This is a genomic window from Pedobacter frigidisoli (genome assembly GCF_032678525.1).
GTDB classification, from domain to species: domain Bacteria; phylum Bacteroidota; class Bacteroidia; order Sphingobacteriales; family Sphingobacteriaceae; genus Pedobacter; species Pedobacter frigidisoli_A.
This window is the reverse complement of the sequence record NZ_JAVTSE010000004.1, coordinates 241722-257082: the sequence shown is the minus strand read 5'-3', so window position 1 is coordinate 257082 and position 15361 is coordinate 241722. Positions and strand designations below refer to the sequence as shown.

General features: G+C 39.2%; 17 protein-coding genes. 4 read left to right on the top strand and 13 right to left on the bottom strand.

The window, feature by feature from the left end; all coding sequences use genetic code 11:
* Nucleotides 1–10 precede the first annotated feature (10 nt).
* The 3 genes from R2Q80_RS13010 to R2Q80_RS13000 all read left to right on the top strand — a co-directional run bounded on the left by R2Q80_RS13010 (nt 11) and on the right by R2Q80_RS13000 (nt 2987).
* Entirely contained in the window at nt 11–1171 is a 1161-nt protein-coding gene (locus tag R2Q80_RS13010; protein WP_316800017.1) for a 2-isopropylmalate synthase, read from the top strand.
* A gap of 98 nt (nt 1172–1269) precedes the next feature.
* The gene (gene ilvA / locus R2Q80_RS13005) at nt 1270–2520 is read left to right on the top strand and encodes a threonine ammonia-lyase IlvA (RefSeq protein ID WP_316800016.1); all 1251 of its coding nucleotides are present in this window, start codon (nt 1270–1272) and stop codon (nt 2518–2520) included.
* A 119-nt stretch (nt 2521–2639) separates the two neighbouring features.
* Complete coding sequence (locus tag R2Q80_RS13000) at nt 2640–2987, top strand: cupin domain-containing protein (protein WP_316800015.1); 348 nt, start codon at nt 2640–2642, stop codon at nt 2985–2987.
* 44 nt (nt 2988–3031) lie between these two features.
* Here R2Q80_RS13000 and R2Q80_RS12995 read toward each other — a convergent pair whose 3' ends face one another.
* Nucleotides 3032–3592: a DUF4230 domain-containing protein gene (locus R2Q80_RS12995; protein ID WP_316800014.1), complete on the bottom strand. Its 561-nt coding sequence runs from the start codon at nt 3590–3592 to the stop codon at nt 3032–3034.
* A gap of 134 nt (nt 3593–3726) precedes the next feature.
* On the opposite strand from R2Q80_RS12995, the gene R2Q80_RS12990 reads away from it, so the two are divergent.
* Nucleotides 3727–4164 (top strand): hypothetical protein, encoded by a 438-nt coding sequence (locus R2Q80_RS12990; RefSeq protein WP_047798644.1) that lies wholly within the window; start codon nt 3727–3729, stop codon nt 4162–4164.
* Between the two features lie 5 nt (nt 4165–4169).
* Here R2Q80_RS12990 and R2Q80_RS12985 read toward each other — a convergent pair whose 3' ends face one another.
* From R2Q80_RS12985 to hemB, 12 genes are all read right to left on the bottom strand, one after another.
* The gene (locus R2Q80_RS12985; RefSeq protein ID WP_316800013.1) at nt 4170–5162 is read right to left on the bottom strand and encodes an ABC transporter ATP-binding protein; all 993 of its coding nucleotides are present in this window, start codon (nt 5160–5162) and stop codon (nt 4170–4172) included.
* 166 nt (nt 5163–5328) lie between these two features.
* The gene (locus tag R2Q80_RS12980; RefSeq protein WP_316800012.1) at nt 5329–6141 is read right to left on the bottom strand and encodes an outer membrane beta-barrel protein; all 813 of its coding nucleotides are present in this window, start codon (nt 6139–6141) and stop codon (nt 5329–5331) included.
* Nucleotides 6142–6189: 48 nt separating this feature from the next.
* Nucleotides 6190–6939 (bottom strand): hypothetical protein, encoded by a 750-nt coding sequence (locus tag R2Q80_RS12975; protein WP_316800011.1) that lies wholly within the window; start codon nt 6937–6939, stop codon nt 6190–6192.
* Complete coding sequence (locus tag R2Q80_RS12970; protein ID WP_316800010.1) at nt 6920–7489, bottom strand: RNA polymerase sigma factor; 570 nt, start codon at nt 7487–7489, stop codon at nt 6920–6922. Before R2Q80_RS12970 ends, R2Q80_RS12975 begins: the two co-directional genes overlap by 20 nt.
* A 196-nt stretch (nt 7490–7685) precedes the next feature.
* Nucleotides 7686–8843 (bottom strand): hypothetical protein, encoded by a 1158-nt coding sequence (locus R2Q80_RS12965; RefSeq protein WP_316800009.1) that lies wholly within the window; start codon nt 8841–8843, stop codon nt 7686–7688.
* Nucleotides 8844–8981: 138 nt separating this feature from the next.
* Nucleotides 8982–9536 (bottom strand): CopD family protein, encoded by a 555-nt coding sequence (locus tag R2Q80_RS12960; protein ID WP_316800008.1) that lies wholly within the window; start codon nt 9534–9536, stop codon nt 8982–8984.
* Between the two features lie 13 nt (nt 9537–9549).
* Nucleotides 9550–10575, bottom strand: a complete 1026-nt coding sequence (gene hemE, locus R2Q80_RS12955; RefSeq protein WP_316800007.1) for a uroporphyrinogen decarboxylase — start codon at nt 10573–10575, stop codon at nt 9550–9552.
* 148 nt (nt 10576–10723) lie between these two features.
* Nucleotides 10724–11239 (bottom strand): hypothetical protein, encoded by a 516-nt coding sequence (locus R2Q80_RS12950; protein ID WP_316800006.1) that lies wholly within the window; start codon nt 11237–11239, stop codon nt 10724–10726.
* Entirely contained in the window at nt 11239–11943 is a 705-nt protein-coding gene (locus R2Q80_RS12945) for a response regulator transcription factor (protein WP_047798652.1), read from the bottom strand. Before R2Q80_RS12945 ends, R2Q80_RS12950 begins: the two co-directional genes overlap by 1 nt.
* An 8-nt stretch (nt 11944–11951) precedes the next feature.
* Nucleotides 11952–12818, bottom strand: coding sequence for a sensor histidine kinase (locus tag R2Q80_RS12940; RefSeq protein WP_316800005.1), 867 nt, complete (start codon nt 12816–12818; stop codon nt 11952–11954).
* Between the two features lie 39 nt (nt 12819–12857).
* Nucleotides 12858–14228, bottom strand: a complete 1371-nt coding sequence (hemL, locus tag R2Q80_RS12935; RefSeq protein WP_316800004.1) for a glutamate-1-semialdehyde 2,1-aminomutase — start codon at nt 14226–14228, stop codon at nt 12858–12860.
* 78 nt (nt 14229–14306) lie between these two features.
* The gene (hemB, locus tag R2Q80_RS12930; protein WP_316800003.1) at nt 14307–15275 is read right to left on the bottom strand and encodes a porphobilinogen synthase; all 969 of its coding nucleotides are present in this window, start codon (nt 15273–15275) and stop codon (nt 14307–14309) included.
* Between the last annotated feature and the right edge of the window lie 86 nt (nt 15276–15361).

Here is a 15361-nt window from a genome sequence, read left to right as displayed (position 1 = left end):
ATAACAGATTATGATTCACGATCCGAACAAAGTTTATATTTTCGACACGACCTTACGTGACGGTGAGCAGGTACCAGGCTGCCAGTTAGATACAAAACAGAAAATTGAAATCGCCAAATCACTCGAGCTTTTAGGTGTTGATGTGATTGAGGCCGGCTTCCCTGTTTCAAGTCCGGGCGATTTTAACAGTGTAATAGAACTATCGAAAGCAGTTAATCATCCTATTATCTGTGCTTTAACCCGTGCAAACAAAAACGATATTGATGTTGCTGCCGATGCTTTACGTTACGCCAAAAGACCCCGTATACATACCGGGATAGGTTCTTCCGATTTTCACATTAAGCATAAATTCAACTCTACCCGCGAGGAGATCTTAGAACGTGCCGTTGATGCGGTTAAATATGCCAAAAAGTATGTTGAAGATATTGAGTTTTATGCAGAAGATGCCGGTCGTGCCGATATCGAGTTTTTAGCCAAAATGGTGGAGGCCGTAATTGCAGCAGGTGCAACTGTAGTGAACATTCCGGATACTAATGGCTATTGCCTGCCTGATCAATACGGTTCGAAAATCCTTTATCTGAAAGAAAATGTAAAAAATATTGATAATGCCATTATCTCTGTACACTGCCACAATGATTTAGGTTTAGCAACAGCTAATTCCATTGCAGGCTTACAAAATGGTGCCCGTCAGGTAGAATGTACCATTAACGGTATTGGTGAACGTGCTGGAAATACCTCAATGGAAGAAGTGGTGATGATTTTAAAAACGCATAAGGTTTTAGGTTTAAATACCAGTATTGATGCTACCCAGTTTTATGATATCAGCCACATGGTAAGAAACCAGATGAATATGCCTGTTCAGCCAAACAAAGCCATTGTAGGTGGAAATGCGTTTTCGCACAGTTCTGGTATTCATCAGGACGGTTTCCTGAAAAACCGTGAAAATTATGAAATTATTAAACCTGAAGATGTGGGTTTCCCTGATGCAAGCATCGTTTTAACAGCAAGAAGCGGTCGTCATGCCTTAAAACACCATTTGGTTCGTTTAGGGCATGATTTAGATAAAGATAACTTAGATATCGTATATAAACAGTTCCTGGTTTTAGCCGACAGCAAACAGGGCATTAACGATACCGATTTAAACCAGTTGGTAGCCTTACACCTGGCTTAACCACAATAAGCGAAAAGCATAGCAATTTGCTTTTTGAGAAACAATATAAACGGTTGACAAGTTTCAACACCTGTTAACCGTTGCCACCTAGATAAGAAATGAATACAACAACCCCATATACACTAGATTTTAATTCTGCATCGCAGCGGCTCAAAGGCGTGGTAAAACGCACTCCATTAGAGTTTAATGCCGGACTTTCTGCTCAGTACAATGCTAATATTTACCTTAAGAGAGAGGATTTGCAGATTGTACGGTCGTACAAATTACGTGGGGCCTACAATAAAATCAGTTCTTTGCCGCAGGAAGCCTTAACCAATGGGGTAGTGTGTGCAAGTGCGGGTAATCATGCACAGGGTGTAGCTTATTCATGCAAAAAATTAGGTATCAAAGGGGTTATCTTTATGCCTGAAATTACGCCTAAGCAAAAGATCAAACAGGTAAATATGTTTGGTGGCGATAATATTGAAATCATATTGGTTGGCGATACTTTTGATGATTGCTTAAAAGAAGCCTTGATTTATTGCGAAGAAAAAGCATCGACGTTTATACCACCTTTTGATGACGATAAAGTAATTGAAGGACAAGCGACCGTAGCAGTAGAGATTTTTGAAGATCTGCCTGATTTAGATGCCATCATAGTACCCGTTGGAGGCGGAGGCTTGGCCTCTGGTGTAAGCGCATACTTACAAACCGTAAAACCGGATGTTAAAATTTTTGGTGTGGAGCCAATGGGTGCACCATCATTAAGTGAAGCACTAAAGAACGGTGGACCGGTAACTGTTGAAAACATTGAACGTTTTGTGGATGGTGCAGCCGTTAAAAGAATGGGCTGGATTACATATAAGTATTGCAAGGAACTGTTAAGTTCGACTTATTTAATCCCCGAAGGACAGATTTGTACGACCATTTTAAAGCTTTATAACGAAGACGCAATCGTTGTAGAACCTGCCGGAGCATTATCTATTGCTGCTTTAGAACAGGTTAAAGATCAGATTGCAGGCAAAACGGTGGTTTGCGTGGTTAGCGGTGGAAACAACGACATCGAACGGATGCAGGAAATTAAAGAGAAATCTTTACTGTTCGAGGGTTTGAAGCATTACTTTATTGTCCGCTTTCCACAGCGACCGGGTGCATTAAAATTATTTGTAAATGAGGTTTTAGGCCCGCATGATGACATTACGCGTTTTGAGTTTATTAAAAAAACAAATAAGGAAAACGGCCCTGCATTGGTAGGCATAGAGTTAACCAATAAGGATGACTACGCAAGCTTGTTGCAAAGGATGCAGGATTTCAAATTTGAAATCATTGAGTTAAACCAGGATCAGACTTTATTTGAGTATCTGGTTTAATTTTTCCGGCCAGTGTTTTTTCAGCATCATTAAAATCAACCATGTAAGAAATTTAAGAAAATATAAGGATTAAACTTAAATGGGCTTACATTCCTTATATGGTTCAAAACAATAACAAAATGAACTTCAAAGATTTAACCAGTAAGACACTAATCACCGATTCTGATATTGATTGGGAAGTTTTAGGCAACGGCGTAAGACGTAAAATTATGGTTTATGATGATAGCCTGATGCTGGTTAAGGTTGAATTTGAAAAAGGAGCAATTGGCAGCGTTCATAACCACCCACATTTACAACTGAGTTATGTTGCCAAAGGCAGTTTTGAAGTGAGCATGGGTGAGGAGAAAAAAATCCTGAATGAAGGTGATGTTTTTTTTGCGCCTACCATGGTATTTCATGGCGTGGTTTGCCTTGAAAATGGATTATTGATAGATGTGTTCAACCCCCACCGGGAAGATTTTTTATAGGTTTGTTTTTTGATACCTGACACTGACTGCCTGATATTAATTCGCTAGTCAAAAGTCAGTCTCACATTCTTATACCCCAAACCTTCAACAATCGGTTTTAAAACACTAACCGCATTTGTTTTGGTTTGTGCCAGAATATTCGATTTTTTCACCTCAGCCAGTATTTTCTGTTCGGCTGATTTATATGCTTCATCTACTAATTTTGCTTCTCTGAAGTAAGCCATCTTTGTATCATAAACCCTTGAATTTTTATGGTCAATTTTGACATAGCAAATCTCAGGCTGTGGTAAATTTACTACAGCAGTGTCCGCATCTACTGTAATATCTTCGCGGGTAATCTTGGTTAAGTCGATGCAGCCAACAGCATCCGCTTTGACTATGAGCAATACACTCGCTTCGGGTAAAAAATCAGTTTTGTTTTTATGCTCGAGTACATCACTAATCTGATAGCGAACCAGCTCTAATTTGCCAATAGCCTCAATCTTTTCAACCAGAAGCTGGTGTTTACTTTCCACTGTTGTATTTATACTGAACTTTTTTGAGATGAAAAAGTATCCGGCTACGATCAAAATCAACCAGGGTAAAACTCTAAAAAATATTCTCATTACAGGATGTTAGTGTTCAAAACTCATTGATGTGCTTAATGCTATAAACAATTATTAATCCATATTGTGTGCTTAGGTTTTTTTGGCAGTTATTTTGTATTACGCGGAGTACACACACAAATAAAACTAATCACATGAAAAAGCTAACCATCCTAATGCTTTGCATTGCCACACTAGGTCTGGCATCCTGCAAGAAAGACACCATCATTGAACCATCGATGAACAAAACCATTATTGTTGACGTATTACCCAGCGACTGGGTATTATCATCTGACAGAAATACATACAGTGTTCAGCTTGATAAAATCACGGGCTTAAGTGAAATAGATGGATACCATTTGGATAATGAAGCTACAATTGTTGCAATATCTTACCCGAATGCTAATGGCAATTTTACCAGCTATTCAGCCCTACCATTCGTGTACAATTTACAGTCTTATAGCTATACTGTATATATTGGCGGTATTTTGCTTGAGGCACAAAATTCGGATACGCAGACAGTTGCTCCGGTAAGACCAACTACTAAAGTTAGGGTTAAAATCACTTTAATCGCCGCAGAAAACGTAACATAAGAAACTTAAAATTCTAAGAAACGACTAATGTTCAATTGAACGTAGTCGTTTTTTTTATGCTCTCCCCTATTTAGTTGTAAAGCCCTTACGGAAACGCCATTTCTTTCCAGGAGCAACTCATCATAAAATCCTTTATAGTAAACATCCTTAACCTCAAAACGCCTGCTATTCCAGCTGTTATTGATTTCAGCCCACTCCGGATAGAAAACTACTGAAGCCGCAAAAGTTTTAATGCCCAGTTTCTCTGCATCGCCACGAGACAGCACAACTGCATTGCCTAAAATCTGAGCCGTGTAGATATGTTTAGGTTGCTGATAGATTTCGGTAGGTTTACCTGTTTGTAACAACTCGCCATTCCTTAAAATAACCATTTGGTCTGCCAGAAACAAGCCATCAGCCGGATCATGAGACACCAGAATAACTGTTACTCCGGTTTCGGCAGCCACCCGCTTGATATCAGCTCTTAACTGGTTTTTCAACAAGGCATCAACCTGGCTGAATGGCTCGTCCATCAGTAGCACCTGGGTGTCGGACACCATAGCCCTGGCAATTGCCACACGCTGTTGCTCTCCGCCACTCAGTTCAATGATCTTTTTATTTTGTAGTGGAAGGATACGCAAATGCTCCATTATGGCCAGCGTCTTCTCAGCCTTGGTTTTCAGATCAGTATTTGATAGCTGTGAGGCAATATTATCATAAACCTTTGCGTAAGTATTTAAAGAGAAATCCTGGGTAACCATTTTCATTTGTTTATGGCCAGGAATTAGCTGCTCGTCGGGACCTAAAACCCGCTTATCGTCAAAAAAAACATCACCGCTATCGCTTTTTAATAATCCATAAATCGATTTCAGGAGGGTAGATTTTCCACTCCCGCTTTCGCCGATAATGGCTACAACATCGCCCCCGGTAATCTCAAAACTGACATCTTTAACTCCGCCAGATTGTTCGGCATGATATTGCTTGGTTAAATTTTTAACGCTGATTATGGTATTGCTCACGTGGTAAATATAAAGCTTAAAGAAGAAAGGCTAAAGCTTAAAATTTAATAAATAAAAAATCCTGTTCCGCCTAACCGAAACAGGATTTCATTTTGTGTGTGTATTAATCATTTATCAGTTCAGAGACCATTAGTTAACTGGCCTTGAAACTTAAAGATATTAAGCCTTAGTTTAAGCCGAAAGTTACACCGAAACTCATGTTTTTCAAACCAGCTTGTGCAGGGGTTGCAAACATATCATTGAAATAGTATTTGGTGAATAAACCTAAACCTCCGTAACCGAATCTAACTGTACCGCCATAACGAACCGACTGGAAGTGATAATTATCATATTGCTTTACTTTTCCAAATTCATCGCTGATTTGTTTTACTTTTCCGTTCAACAAGAAGCTCACTTCGGGGCCCAGGACAAAATAAAATCTTTTACCTTTCTTGCTTTCTGCCGTGCGGAATTCAAAGTTTAACGGTATATGCACATAACTGCTGGAGAAACGATTTTTCGAATAAGCCACATTATCGTTGGTATAGGTTAGCGTTGGCTGATTCTTTTGGATGGTGATATTATCCCTTAATCTGATCAGCGTCCAGTCGAAACCACCAGCAACATAAATTTTAAAGTTTGAGCTGAAACGATATCCGAACTGCAATACATCAAATGAAAAAGTACTGGTTTTGCCACCTTTGTAATCCAGAAAATCGTTTGTAGGAGATAGATTAAAATCGCCGTTATCAATTAATCTGGAGAAACCCAAATCAACTCTGGTAAAGGTTATCCCACCTACAAATTTGCTTTTCGGGGCTTTTTTTGTGGAGTCGTCCATTTTTGTAACCAGGGTACCGCCACCTATTCTCACCATGTATTTATTTTTCTTTTTTATTACTGTGTCTTTGGCAACAGTATCTTGTTGTGCAAAAGCACCTGGAGTAATAGCACCGGCAAGTCCGCTTACCAATAATGCTGTAAAAATTAAACGTTTCATATGTTGTGTGTTTGTTTCTTTGAACTATTGAGGGGGTTAAATATTGCTTTATTTTTTATTTTTCTTTCCGAATCTAAACGGGCCGATATTAATAGATGAAATAGAAGAATCATCGTCATCTGTACGGAACTGGATAAACTTTTCTTTCCGTCTGTCTACTTTGTTAACAATCAGGTTTACCACATCGCCAACATTACGGATTCCTTTGTTTTCACTATCATCACCAGTTACCTCATCAGCAGTTTTAACAATGTTTTCATTCTGCGCTAAAACCACATCTTGCTTTGGCTGCAGAATCGCTTCGTCAATCTTTGTCTTGAGATCTTTCTCAGGCTCCTCAACCTTTGCAATCATGGTTTCCTGCTTTTGCATTTCAGGGGCAGTGGTTACCTGCTGTTTTTCTGTTTTAACCTTCTCTTTGATGCTAGTTTTGGCAATCGATTGAGATGATTTTGAATCAGGAGCCAAAACCTGTCCATCACTTACTGAAGGAGCATCCAGGTCTCTTACTGTGCCAGCAGCAGGTTGTGTTTCAACAGGTGGTACAACCGCCTTAGGCTTAACCTGAGCTGCCAGTTGTTTGGGCTTAACATCTTGTTGCTGATAAATCAAAAAGCCTACGGTGACCATTAAAAGAACTGCTGCTGCCGATAACCAGTAAAATGGAACTACCCTTTTCTTTTTTGTATCAATTTCACTTTCTATGCTGCTCCACAAATCCCTCGACGGTGTAATTTCAGCATCTTCGAAAGCATTTCTAAATAACTGATCAAAATCCTTATCCTGTATAGGTTGCATAACCAAATCCCTCCATTTTTATAATTTCTTCTTTTAAAATTGCCCTTGCTCTTGACAGCTGAGATTTGCTGGCGCCTTCAGAAATACCCAATGCCTCTCCTATCTCTTTATGTGAATAGCCTTCAATTGCATACATATTGAACACCACCCGGTAACCATCCGCCAGTTTTTGAATCACTTTCATCAAATCCTGCATCCCCAGACGGCTAAAATCAAATCCGGTTGATGGCTGTTCGTAAGCTTCGTCTATTTCCACGACACTTAAGCTCCTTAAATTTTTACGGTAACTCTCAATTGCCGTATTTACCATTACCCTTCTGATCCATCCTTCAAAAGAACCTTCGCCTCTGTAATCTTTAATCTTCTGAAAGATTTTGATGTAGCCCATTTGCAGAACATCTTCGGCTTCCATTCTATCTTTGGCGTAGCGCATACAAACAGCCAGCATTTTCGTTGCAGTTTGCCTGTAGAGCATCTCCTGCATTTTCCGGTCGCCAGCTTTGCAGCCCTCCATCAAATCGTCTATCGTATAGCTTCGCGTCAATTTCATTGTGTGTTTGTATATAGAAGATGGCAGATTACAAACAATGGTTGCATGAGGTGTAAAAAAAAGTTAAATAAATGTTAAAAAACATGCTAACAACTGATTATCAGAAAGATAAAACAATAACAATACAATACATTAAATGAAAACCCCATATTTTAAAAAAATGGGGTTTGTCAGTTGTGGCTTTGCGTCTCAGCCTTTATTTTTCTGATTTTCTAACTTTAAACAACTTAAAATCCTGTTTATAAGTTAGAAAAAATGAATGGTTAAACTGTAGTTGTTTATCTGTATGATCCAGATCAATATGCGGTTCGAAGCGAACATCGAGATATAGGTTAGGGATTAGTTCTTTCTGATAAGCATAGCGTAATGAAACAATATTCCTCGCACTTTGCTTTAAGCCATTCGTGTATAAATTACTGGAAACAGATTCATACAAGGGCATTCCCTTAATCGAAATGAAGTTATTTCCCTTCCAATATGACGCTACCAGGCTTCCCCATTTACTTTCTACACCGGCATTCAACCATAGGCCAAAACCGCCTTGATAGGCCCGCCGTTTATCAGGCGAAAAGTCTTTATAAACTGCCAGGTAATTATCTGTATAAACCTGTTTAATATTGGTATTAATCTCTTTATGCAATTTCAGTCCAGTGGCGCCATTGAAAACGGTACTGATCGGGATTTCTTTCAGCATATCGATTTGACCACCCTGGTGGAAAGCCAGAAACTGAGCAGGAAAACTAAACTTCCAGCCATTATTTTCAGAGATGGTAGTTTCAGTAGATAAACCACCTACAATCTCTTCTTTGGCTGCTTCACCGGTGTAAATCATTTTCTGCCAGCCAATCCAGGCATCCAGTCTAAACTTTTTCCGTTCAACTAATAGTTGTGTTCCGTACTCTACAGGATTAGTAATAGTTCTTTCGAAATCATATAGCGGCTCTATGTACTGGTGCTGAATTCCACCTTCAAGACTACCGAAAATTAGTGTTAAATTCCGCTTATGATATTTAAGGCTAAAAAGTGGCTTTGCATCAGTAACACCGTTCCGGCCAAAATCTTTGCGGATAAAAGCACCTGCAGTAATAGCTAAATTAGGATGTGCATAGTAAACAATCTGAGGTTGCAACTGGGTTCCATACAAAGTATAGCCATCATGGAAATCGTTGGTATACTCGTAGTTTCGAACGTAATTGAAGTTGTAGAGATTAAAATGAACTTCGTTTGTCAGACTACTATCCGGACGAATTTTATTTTCCAGTGCAGACTGATTAAACTGTGCTGAAGCAAAATATGAAGTTAAAAGAAATGTTATCGCGAGTAAGGTCTTTTTCAAACCTGTAGTTGTAAACATGAGTCTGGATTTTATCGCTCAAATTTAAAATAGTTTTTTGGTAATGTATATAGCAGAAGGTCTCAACTACAGGAAGCCATTACAAGTTGACGAAAAGAAAACAAAGCGCCTGTTTTGGTTTTGCACTTAACTCTATAGCTATTTTCTCAAACGATAATTTTTGTACAATTTCACGGCAATCATAATCACCAGGGCTATTCCCATGATGCCAACTAAACCATAAATCCAGTTCAGGGCATTTTTAAGAATAACTACAAAAACAATAGCGATCATAAAAACCGTAGCCAGTTCACGCCATAAACGCAACTGAAAGCTCGTCATCTTGAACCGGCCATTTTTAAGGCTTTTAACGATCCGTTGGCAGATGAAGTGATAAATCAGCAAGGCGACAACGAATCCAAGTTTGACCCACATCCAATCTGCCTGTAAAAGGCTGCTGTTTAAAGTAAGCATCCCTGCCCCCGCCAGAACTGAAATAATCATGGCAGGCTGGCAAATAATTTTCCATAAAGTAGCCTCCATTTTAACAAATTGTTTAAGGAGGATACTTTTTTCGGGTTCTGATTTATCGTTCGCTTCTGTGTGGTAAATAAAAAGGCTTAAGATATAGAAAAGACCCGCCATCCAGCTTATTACAAATACGATGTGAACGGCTTTGAAATACTGGTAATATGGCAGTAGAATATCTATCATTCCGGGTTAGAACTTAATACCTGAACTCTTTCACTACCTCAATCGCATACTTCACATTATCAAAAGGGATATCAGGCATAATTCCATGGCCCAAATTGAATATAAACCCTTCTGTTCCACGCATACGTTCAAATAATTTATGAATTTGTGCCTTAATTACACTTTGATCTGCATATAGAATATGTGGATCTAAATTCCCCTGAACAGCGATACCAGCTGGCAAAGCGTTTTTGATGTTTAGTAAATCAGCATTCCAGTCTACCGAAATTACATCGGGTTTCGCCTCTGCCATTACCGGTGCAAAAACCGAACTTCCTTTACAGAAAGAAATTACAGGTACATCCTTTCTGTTGAGGTTAGCGATAATCTCCTGAATGTAACGGTGAGAAAATTCCTGATAATCATTCCATGATAAGGCAAGCGCCCAACTATCAAAAATCTGAACAGCATTTACACCAGCTGCAATCTGAAGGTTCAGATAATCAGCAGTCACTTTCGCAATTTTCGCCAGAAGTTTATGTGCAAGTTCAGGTTGATTGTGAATAAATAGCTTTGTTAGTTTGAAATCTTTAGAAGAACCACCCTCAATCAGATAGCTCATTACTGTAAAAGGCGCACCAGCAAAACCAATTAAAGGAATGCTTCCGCTCAAACGTTGCTGAATTACTTTAATTGCATCAGCAACATATTGTAATTCATCTAAACAATCTACATTCAGGTTTTCAATGTCCTGAGCGTTGCGTACAGGATTTGCGAACTTCGGACCAATGCCCTGAGTAAAACTCAAATCGCCACCCATAGCCTCGCCAGTTACCAGTATATCACAGAATAAAATGGCAGCATCGATGCCTAATAAATCAACAGGCAGCATCGTTACATCTGCGGCAATTTCAGGAGTTTTGCACATCTCTAAAAAAGAGTACTTGTTTTTAATCTCCCAGTATTGTGGCATAAAACGACCAGCCTGACGCATCATCCATACCGGCGGACGCTCTGTTTGTTTCGAAAATGCTGCGTCTAAAAATAAATTATTCTTCATGATTTGTATTTCGGGCATCAGGGGCTTGTAAGGCCTTAGCTACTTAATTCTTAAAATTGTAATTCCGCAAAGGTATAAAATAAAAAAAAACGAAATACCTTTTTATTCCTAAACGGGTACTTCGTTTCTCAAAATGACAATTTGAATATTATAATCTGCTTAATTCCTTTTCAATCTTAACGATGATATCTTTTGAACGCGCTGTTTCAGCAAGCTCTTTTGCAAGCTTAACATAAGCCTCTGCCCTTTCTTTATCTTTTTTACGCAAAGCCAGATTTGCCAGGTGAATCAGCACATATCCCTTTTGGGTTTTGCCTCCTACCGGAAAACGGCTTGCCAGTTGAAAATGATACTCAGCCTTGTCCCATTCTTCCTCTTTCAAGGCCATATTGCCTTTCATAAACTCGTAGTAGCCTCTGCGGCTTTTAGCCAATCGTTCCGGGCTCACCACTTCATCAAGCAGGAGTTGAGCTTTACCAAACTCATTATTTTTAAAATGTTTGGAAGCCATTAATACTGAACTGTGCCTGAAGTGGCTCCAGATGGTAAATCCAAACAAGAAGGCTGCCAAAGCAGCCAGCTGGTATTGTTCGTAATAAAGGCAAACCAAAGCAGCTGCAATAAAAACAGCCATTAAAGCATACCTACCCTTATTATTGTACATTAATGAATATCAGTGAATTTATAACCTACCCCACGGATAGAATGGAAATAAACAGGATTTTTTTGATCCGGTTCGAAATACTTACGGAAAGTTAAAATGAAATTGTCAATCGTTCTCGTTGACGGATAAACATCATAATTCCAAACTGTCTCCAGAATTTGTTCGCGGGAAACAGCCTCATTTTTACGCTCAATTAAAAGCTTTAACAGCATGGTTTCCTTTTTGGTTAACGGGGTAATGGTCCCGTCATCATGTTTAAGTTCAAAAGAGTTGAAATAAATGGTTTTATCACCAATTTTATAGGAGTTCAGTTCTTTCAGATCATCAGCTTTCAAACTACGTTTAACCAAAATCCCCACACGAAGAATAAGTTCTTCTAGGTTAAAAGGCTTAACCAGATAATCGTCAGCCCCCTTTTTCAATCCTAATACGCGGTCTTCCGATGTATTTTTTGCGGTTAAAAACATAATAGGTACTTCAGCATTCTCTAAACGGATTGTCTCACAAACCTGGAAACCATCCATTTCAGGAAGCATAACATCTAAAACGATTAGATTGAAACGTTCTTCCTTAAATACTTTAAGAGCGGTTTTGCCATCTTTAACGGCGTGAACTTTATAACCCTCAAGTTCGAGGTTTAGTTTAATAGCATCTAACAAGTGATCCTCGTCTTCTACCAATAGAATTCTTAATTTTTGTGACATAATGGAGATTAACTAAATGTTACTTCAAAAATACTCCCCTGAGGCAAATTGTCTTTTACTGTAATATCTGCATCATGGTATTGTAAAACCTCTTTCACAATAAACAAGCCTAAACCTGTTCCTTTCGCTTTCCTGACATTCTCATTACCAACGCGGTAAAACTTATCAAATATCAACATTTTTTCGGCATCTGAAATACCAGGCCCTTTATCAATTACACTTAACTGAATATGCCCGTCAACTTTATCTAAAAGCACATTTATCTCATCACATGGACTTGAATATTTTACCGCATTCTCAATCAAATTGGTCACTACTGACGATAAGGCAAATTTGTCACCCATAATCTGCAAATTTGGCTGAATCTGGGCATTTATCAATTGTTCGTTTCCACAAGAATGAACCTGCAAACGATCTGTTATTTTATAAACCAGTTCAGAAAAGTTGAATTCCTCTTTCGGGAAAGTATAAGACCGGTTTTCAATCTTTGTTGCCAACAGCATGTTCTCCACCAGATCATCTAAACGTTCAATATCCTTCAATGAATTATTTAACAATGAAACCTGTCGTGCTTTATCTAAATCTCTTTTAACAATCGTCTGGATAGAAAGTTTAATTGCAGCCAAAGGAGATTTCAGTTCATGAGTAATTGACATCAGGAAATTCTGCTGCTGTTCTCTTAATTTATCTTCGCGTTTTAATGATTGATGCAGGAAATATCCCCCTATACAAAGCAAAAACAAAAACACTGAACCCTCACCCATAATCATGGTCATGCGGCTCGGTTGTAAACGCACTACTAATGTGCCCCAGGAAATGAGCTGAACCAGGGCATAAAGCAGTAACGCATAAAATATGATAATTGATTTTTTCATTATTTCGGGTTGAGGCCGGTTAAGATCATTGTTGGACCATTATTTTTTAAACACGAGATCAAGCGCCTCAAAAATTGCCCTCTTAGCTTTCTCGAGCTCTATCTTTGTATGTGCTGAAGATACAAAACCTACTTCATATCCCGATGGCCCTAAGTATATGCCTCTGTTTAGTAACTCGCGGTGCATGATTTTAAATTTTTCCATGCTATTGGCATCAATATCATCAGCCGATTGAATTTTATCCTTATCAGTGAAGGCGAACCAAAAGATAGAGCCAATAGTGAAAACTTTAAACTTATAGTTCCTGGCTGTAGCGAAGCGTTGTATGCTTGCCACAAATTCCTGCGCTTTTGCGTTCAGATCTTTGTAGAAACCAGATCTATTAAGCTCGGTTAACGTGGCAATACCTGCAGCCATAGCAACCGGGTTACCAGACAAGGTACCGGCTTGATATACCCCTCCATCAGGAGAAATATGCGCCATAATTTCCGCCGAAGCACCGTACATCCCAACAGGAAGTCCCCCACCGATAATTTTTCCGTAGGTAACTATGTCCGGCGTAATGCCATAATATGCTGCTGCGCCTTCAAAACCAACCCGAAAACCTGTAATCACCTCATCAAAAATCAAAAGAGAATTATTATCTGTACAAATTTTACGAAGAAACTGAATGTAATCTTCATCCTGAATAATTAAACCATTGTTTGCAGGAATACCTTCAATTATTACTGCAGCAATCTGGTCTTTAAACTGTGAAAAAGCCTGTTCAATTGCCGTAGTATCATTTAGCGGAATGACAATAGTTTCTTCTGCAAAAGACTTTGGAACGCCTGCAGACGATGTTTCTCCGAAAGTAACCAGTCCGGAACCAGCCTTCACCAAAAGCGAATCACTGTGACCGTGATAGCATCCTTCAAACTTCAATATTTTATCCCTGCCTGTAAAGCCTCTTGCTAAGCGAATAGCCGACATCACGGCTTCAGTACCCGAACTTGTAAAACGAATTTTTTCTACAAAGCGATTATTTTTTATGATCAACTCCGCGAGTTCATTTTCCAAAGCCGTTGGCGCACCAAAACTCATTCCGTTTTGCATCACCTCTGTAACTTTCTCTCTGATTTTCGGGTTGTTATGTCCAAGGATCAAAGGTCCCCAGCTTCCACAAAAGTCAATAAACTGATTGCCGTCAGCATCCCAGATGAAACAACCATCGCCTTTTTCAATAAACAGAGGTGTGCCATAAACAGATTTAAATGCCCGTACCGGTGAATTCACCCCACCAGGGAAATAGGTTTTCGACTTCTCATACAATTCAGCTGATTTCACTCGTGAAATATCAGGTTTACTCCCGGTATTTACAGGGATATCGGCTTCGTTGCCCGAAAACATTTTTTTTATTGAATCTAACATTTTTCTAAGGTTGAAGGTTGAAAGGTAGAAGGCAAAAGGCTCAGGAAGCAAAACCTGAAACCATTCAGGCTTGCACCCTTATAGCCACTCATTGTTTAAAATATCTTTAATATGGTAGGTAGTAATTATACTGGCACCCGCTCTCGCAAAAGCATGCATGGTTTCCATTACAACCTTCTGTTCGTCAATCCAACCGCGTTCAGCAGCTGCTTTGACCATTGAATACTCTCCGGAAACATTGTAAACAGCTATTGGTAAGTTAGTATCCTGCTTTAACCGCTGAATTATGTCGAGATAAGCTAACCCAGGTTTAACCATTAACACATCTGCACCTTCCTGTTCGTCCAGTTGCGCTTCACGTAGGGCCTCCAAAGGGTTTCTAAAATCCATCTGATAGGCTTTCCGATCTCCTTTACTTGGCGTACAATCGGCTGCTTCTCTAAACGGTCCATAGTACGCAGAAGCAAATTTGGTAGCATGGCTCATGATCGCTGCATTTACAAATCCATTATCATCCAGCAAATTCCGCATCGCCTCAATTCTACCATCCATCATATCCGAAGGTGCAAACATATCGGCACCTGCCTGAGCGTGGCTTAAAGCCATTTTGGCAATCACATCAACAGTTTTATCATTTTGAACATAATCGTTCTCCATAATTCCACAATGTCCGTGAGTGGTGTATGAACAAACGCATACGTCAGTAATCACATACAAATCTTCACCAAATTGTTTCTTAAGTTCACGAACTGCTGTTGGTACCAGAGAATGATCATGATATGCAGATTTTGCATCGGCCGACTTCTCATCACCAACACCAAAAAGCATCACCTTGTTCAGGCCTCTCTTTAATCCTGATTCTACATCCTTTACAAGCGTATCAACCGAATAACGGTTAACGCCCGGCATTGCATCAATGGCATGTGTAACATTCGTTCCTGGTACCACAAAATAGGGGTAAACAAACATATCTTTAGATAGTCGGGTTTCGGCTACCATCTCTCTTACCAGTGGATTCTTCCTCAATCTTCTCGGACGATGTAACATATTCTAATTAATATCAAGTATTTATTTTCGAGAGCTGATCAACTTATTATTGAACTCAGATTATTTTTGCTCAGCAGTGAGCATGC

Excerpts from the sequence above, each read along its gene's own strand:
- R2Q80_RS13010 (WP_316800017.1), top strand. The coding sequence starts at position 11 with ATGATTCACGATCCGAACAAAGTTTATATTTTCGACACGACCTTACGT.
- ilvA (WP_316800016.1), top strand. The coding sequence starts at position 1,270 with ATGAATACAACAACCCCATATACACTAGATTTTAATTCTGCATCGCAG.
- R2Q80_RS13000 (WP_316800015.1), top strand. The coding sequence starts at position 2,640 with ATGAACTTCAAAGATTTAACCAGTAAGACACTAATCACCGATTCTGAT.
- R2Q80_RS12995 (WP_316800014.1), bottom strand. The coding sequence starts at position 3,592 with ATGAGAATATTTTTTAGAGTTTTACCCTGGTTGATTTTGATCGTAGCC.
- R2Q80_RS12990 (WP_047798644.1), top strand. The coding sequence starts at position 3,727 with ATGAAAAAGCTAACCATCCTAATGCTTTGCATTGCCACACTAGGTCTG.
- R2Q80_RS12980 (WP_316800012.1), bottom strand. The coding sequence starts at position 6,141 with ATGAAACGTTTAATTTTTACAGCATTATTGGTAAGCGGACTTGCCGGT.
- R2Q80_RS12975 (WP_316800011.1), bottom strand. The coding sequence starts at position 6,939 with ATGCAACCTATACAGGATAAGGATTTTGATCAGTTATTTAGAAATGCT.
- R2Q80_RS12970 (WP_316800010.1), bottom strand. The coding sequence starts at position 7,489 with ATGAAATTGACGCGAAGCTATACGATAGACGATTTGATGGAGGGCTGC.
- R2Q80_RS12965 (WP_316800009.1), bottom strand. The coding sequence starts at position 8,843 with ATGTTTACAACTACAGGTTTGAAAAAGACCTTACTCGCGATAACATTT.
- R2Q80_RS12960 (WP_316800008.1), bottom strand. The coding sequence starts at position 9,536 with ATGATAGATATTCTACTGCCATATTACCAGTATTTCAAAGCCGTTCAC.
- hemE (WP_316800007.1), bottom strand. The coding sequence starts at position 10,575 with ATGAAGAATAATTTATTTTTAGACGCAGCATTTTCGAAACAAACAGAG.
- R2Q80_RS12950 (WP_316800006.1), bottom strand. The coding sequence starts at position 11,239 with ATGTACAATAATAAGGGTAGGTATGCTTTAATGGCTGTTTTTATTGCA.
- R2Q80_RS12945 (WP_047798652.1), bottom strand. The coding sequence starts at position 11,943 with ATGTCACAAAAATTAAGAATTCTATTGGTAGAAGACGAGGATCACTTG.
- R2Q80_RS12940 (WP_316800005.1), bottom strand. The coding sequence starts at position 12,818 with ATGAAAAAATCAATTATCATATTTTATGCGTTACTGCTTTATGCCCTG.
- hemL (WP_316800004.1), bottom strand. The coding sequence starts at position 14,228 with ATGTTAGATTCAATAAAAAAAATGTTTTCGGGCAACGAAGCCGATATC.
- hemB (WP_316800003.1), bottom strand. The coding sequence starts at position 15,275 with ATGTTACATCGTCCGAGAAGATTGAGGAAGAATCCACTGGTAAGAGAG.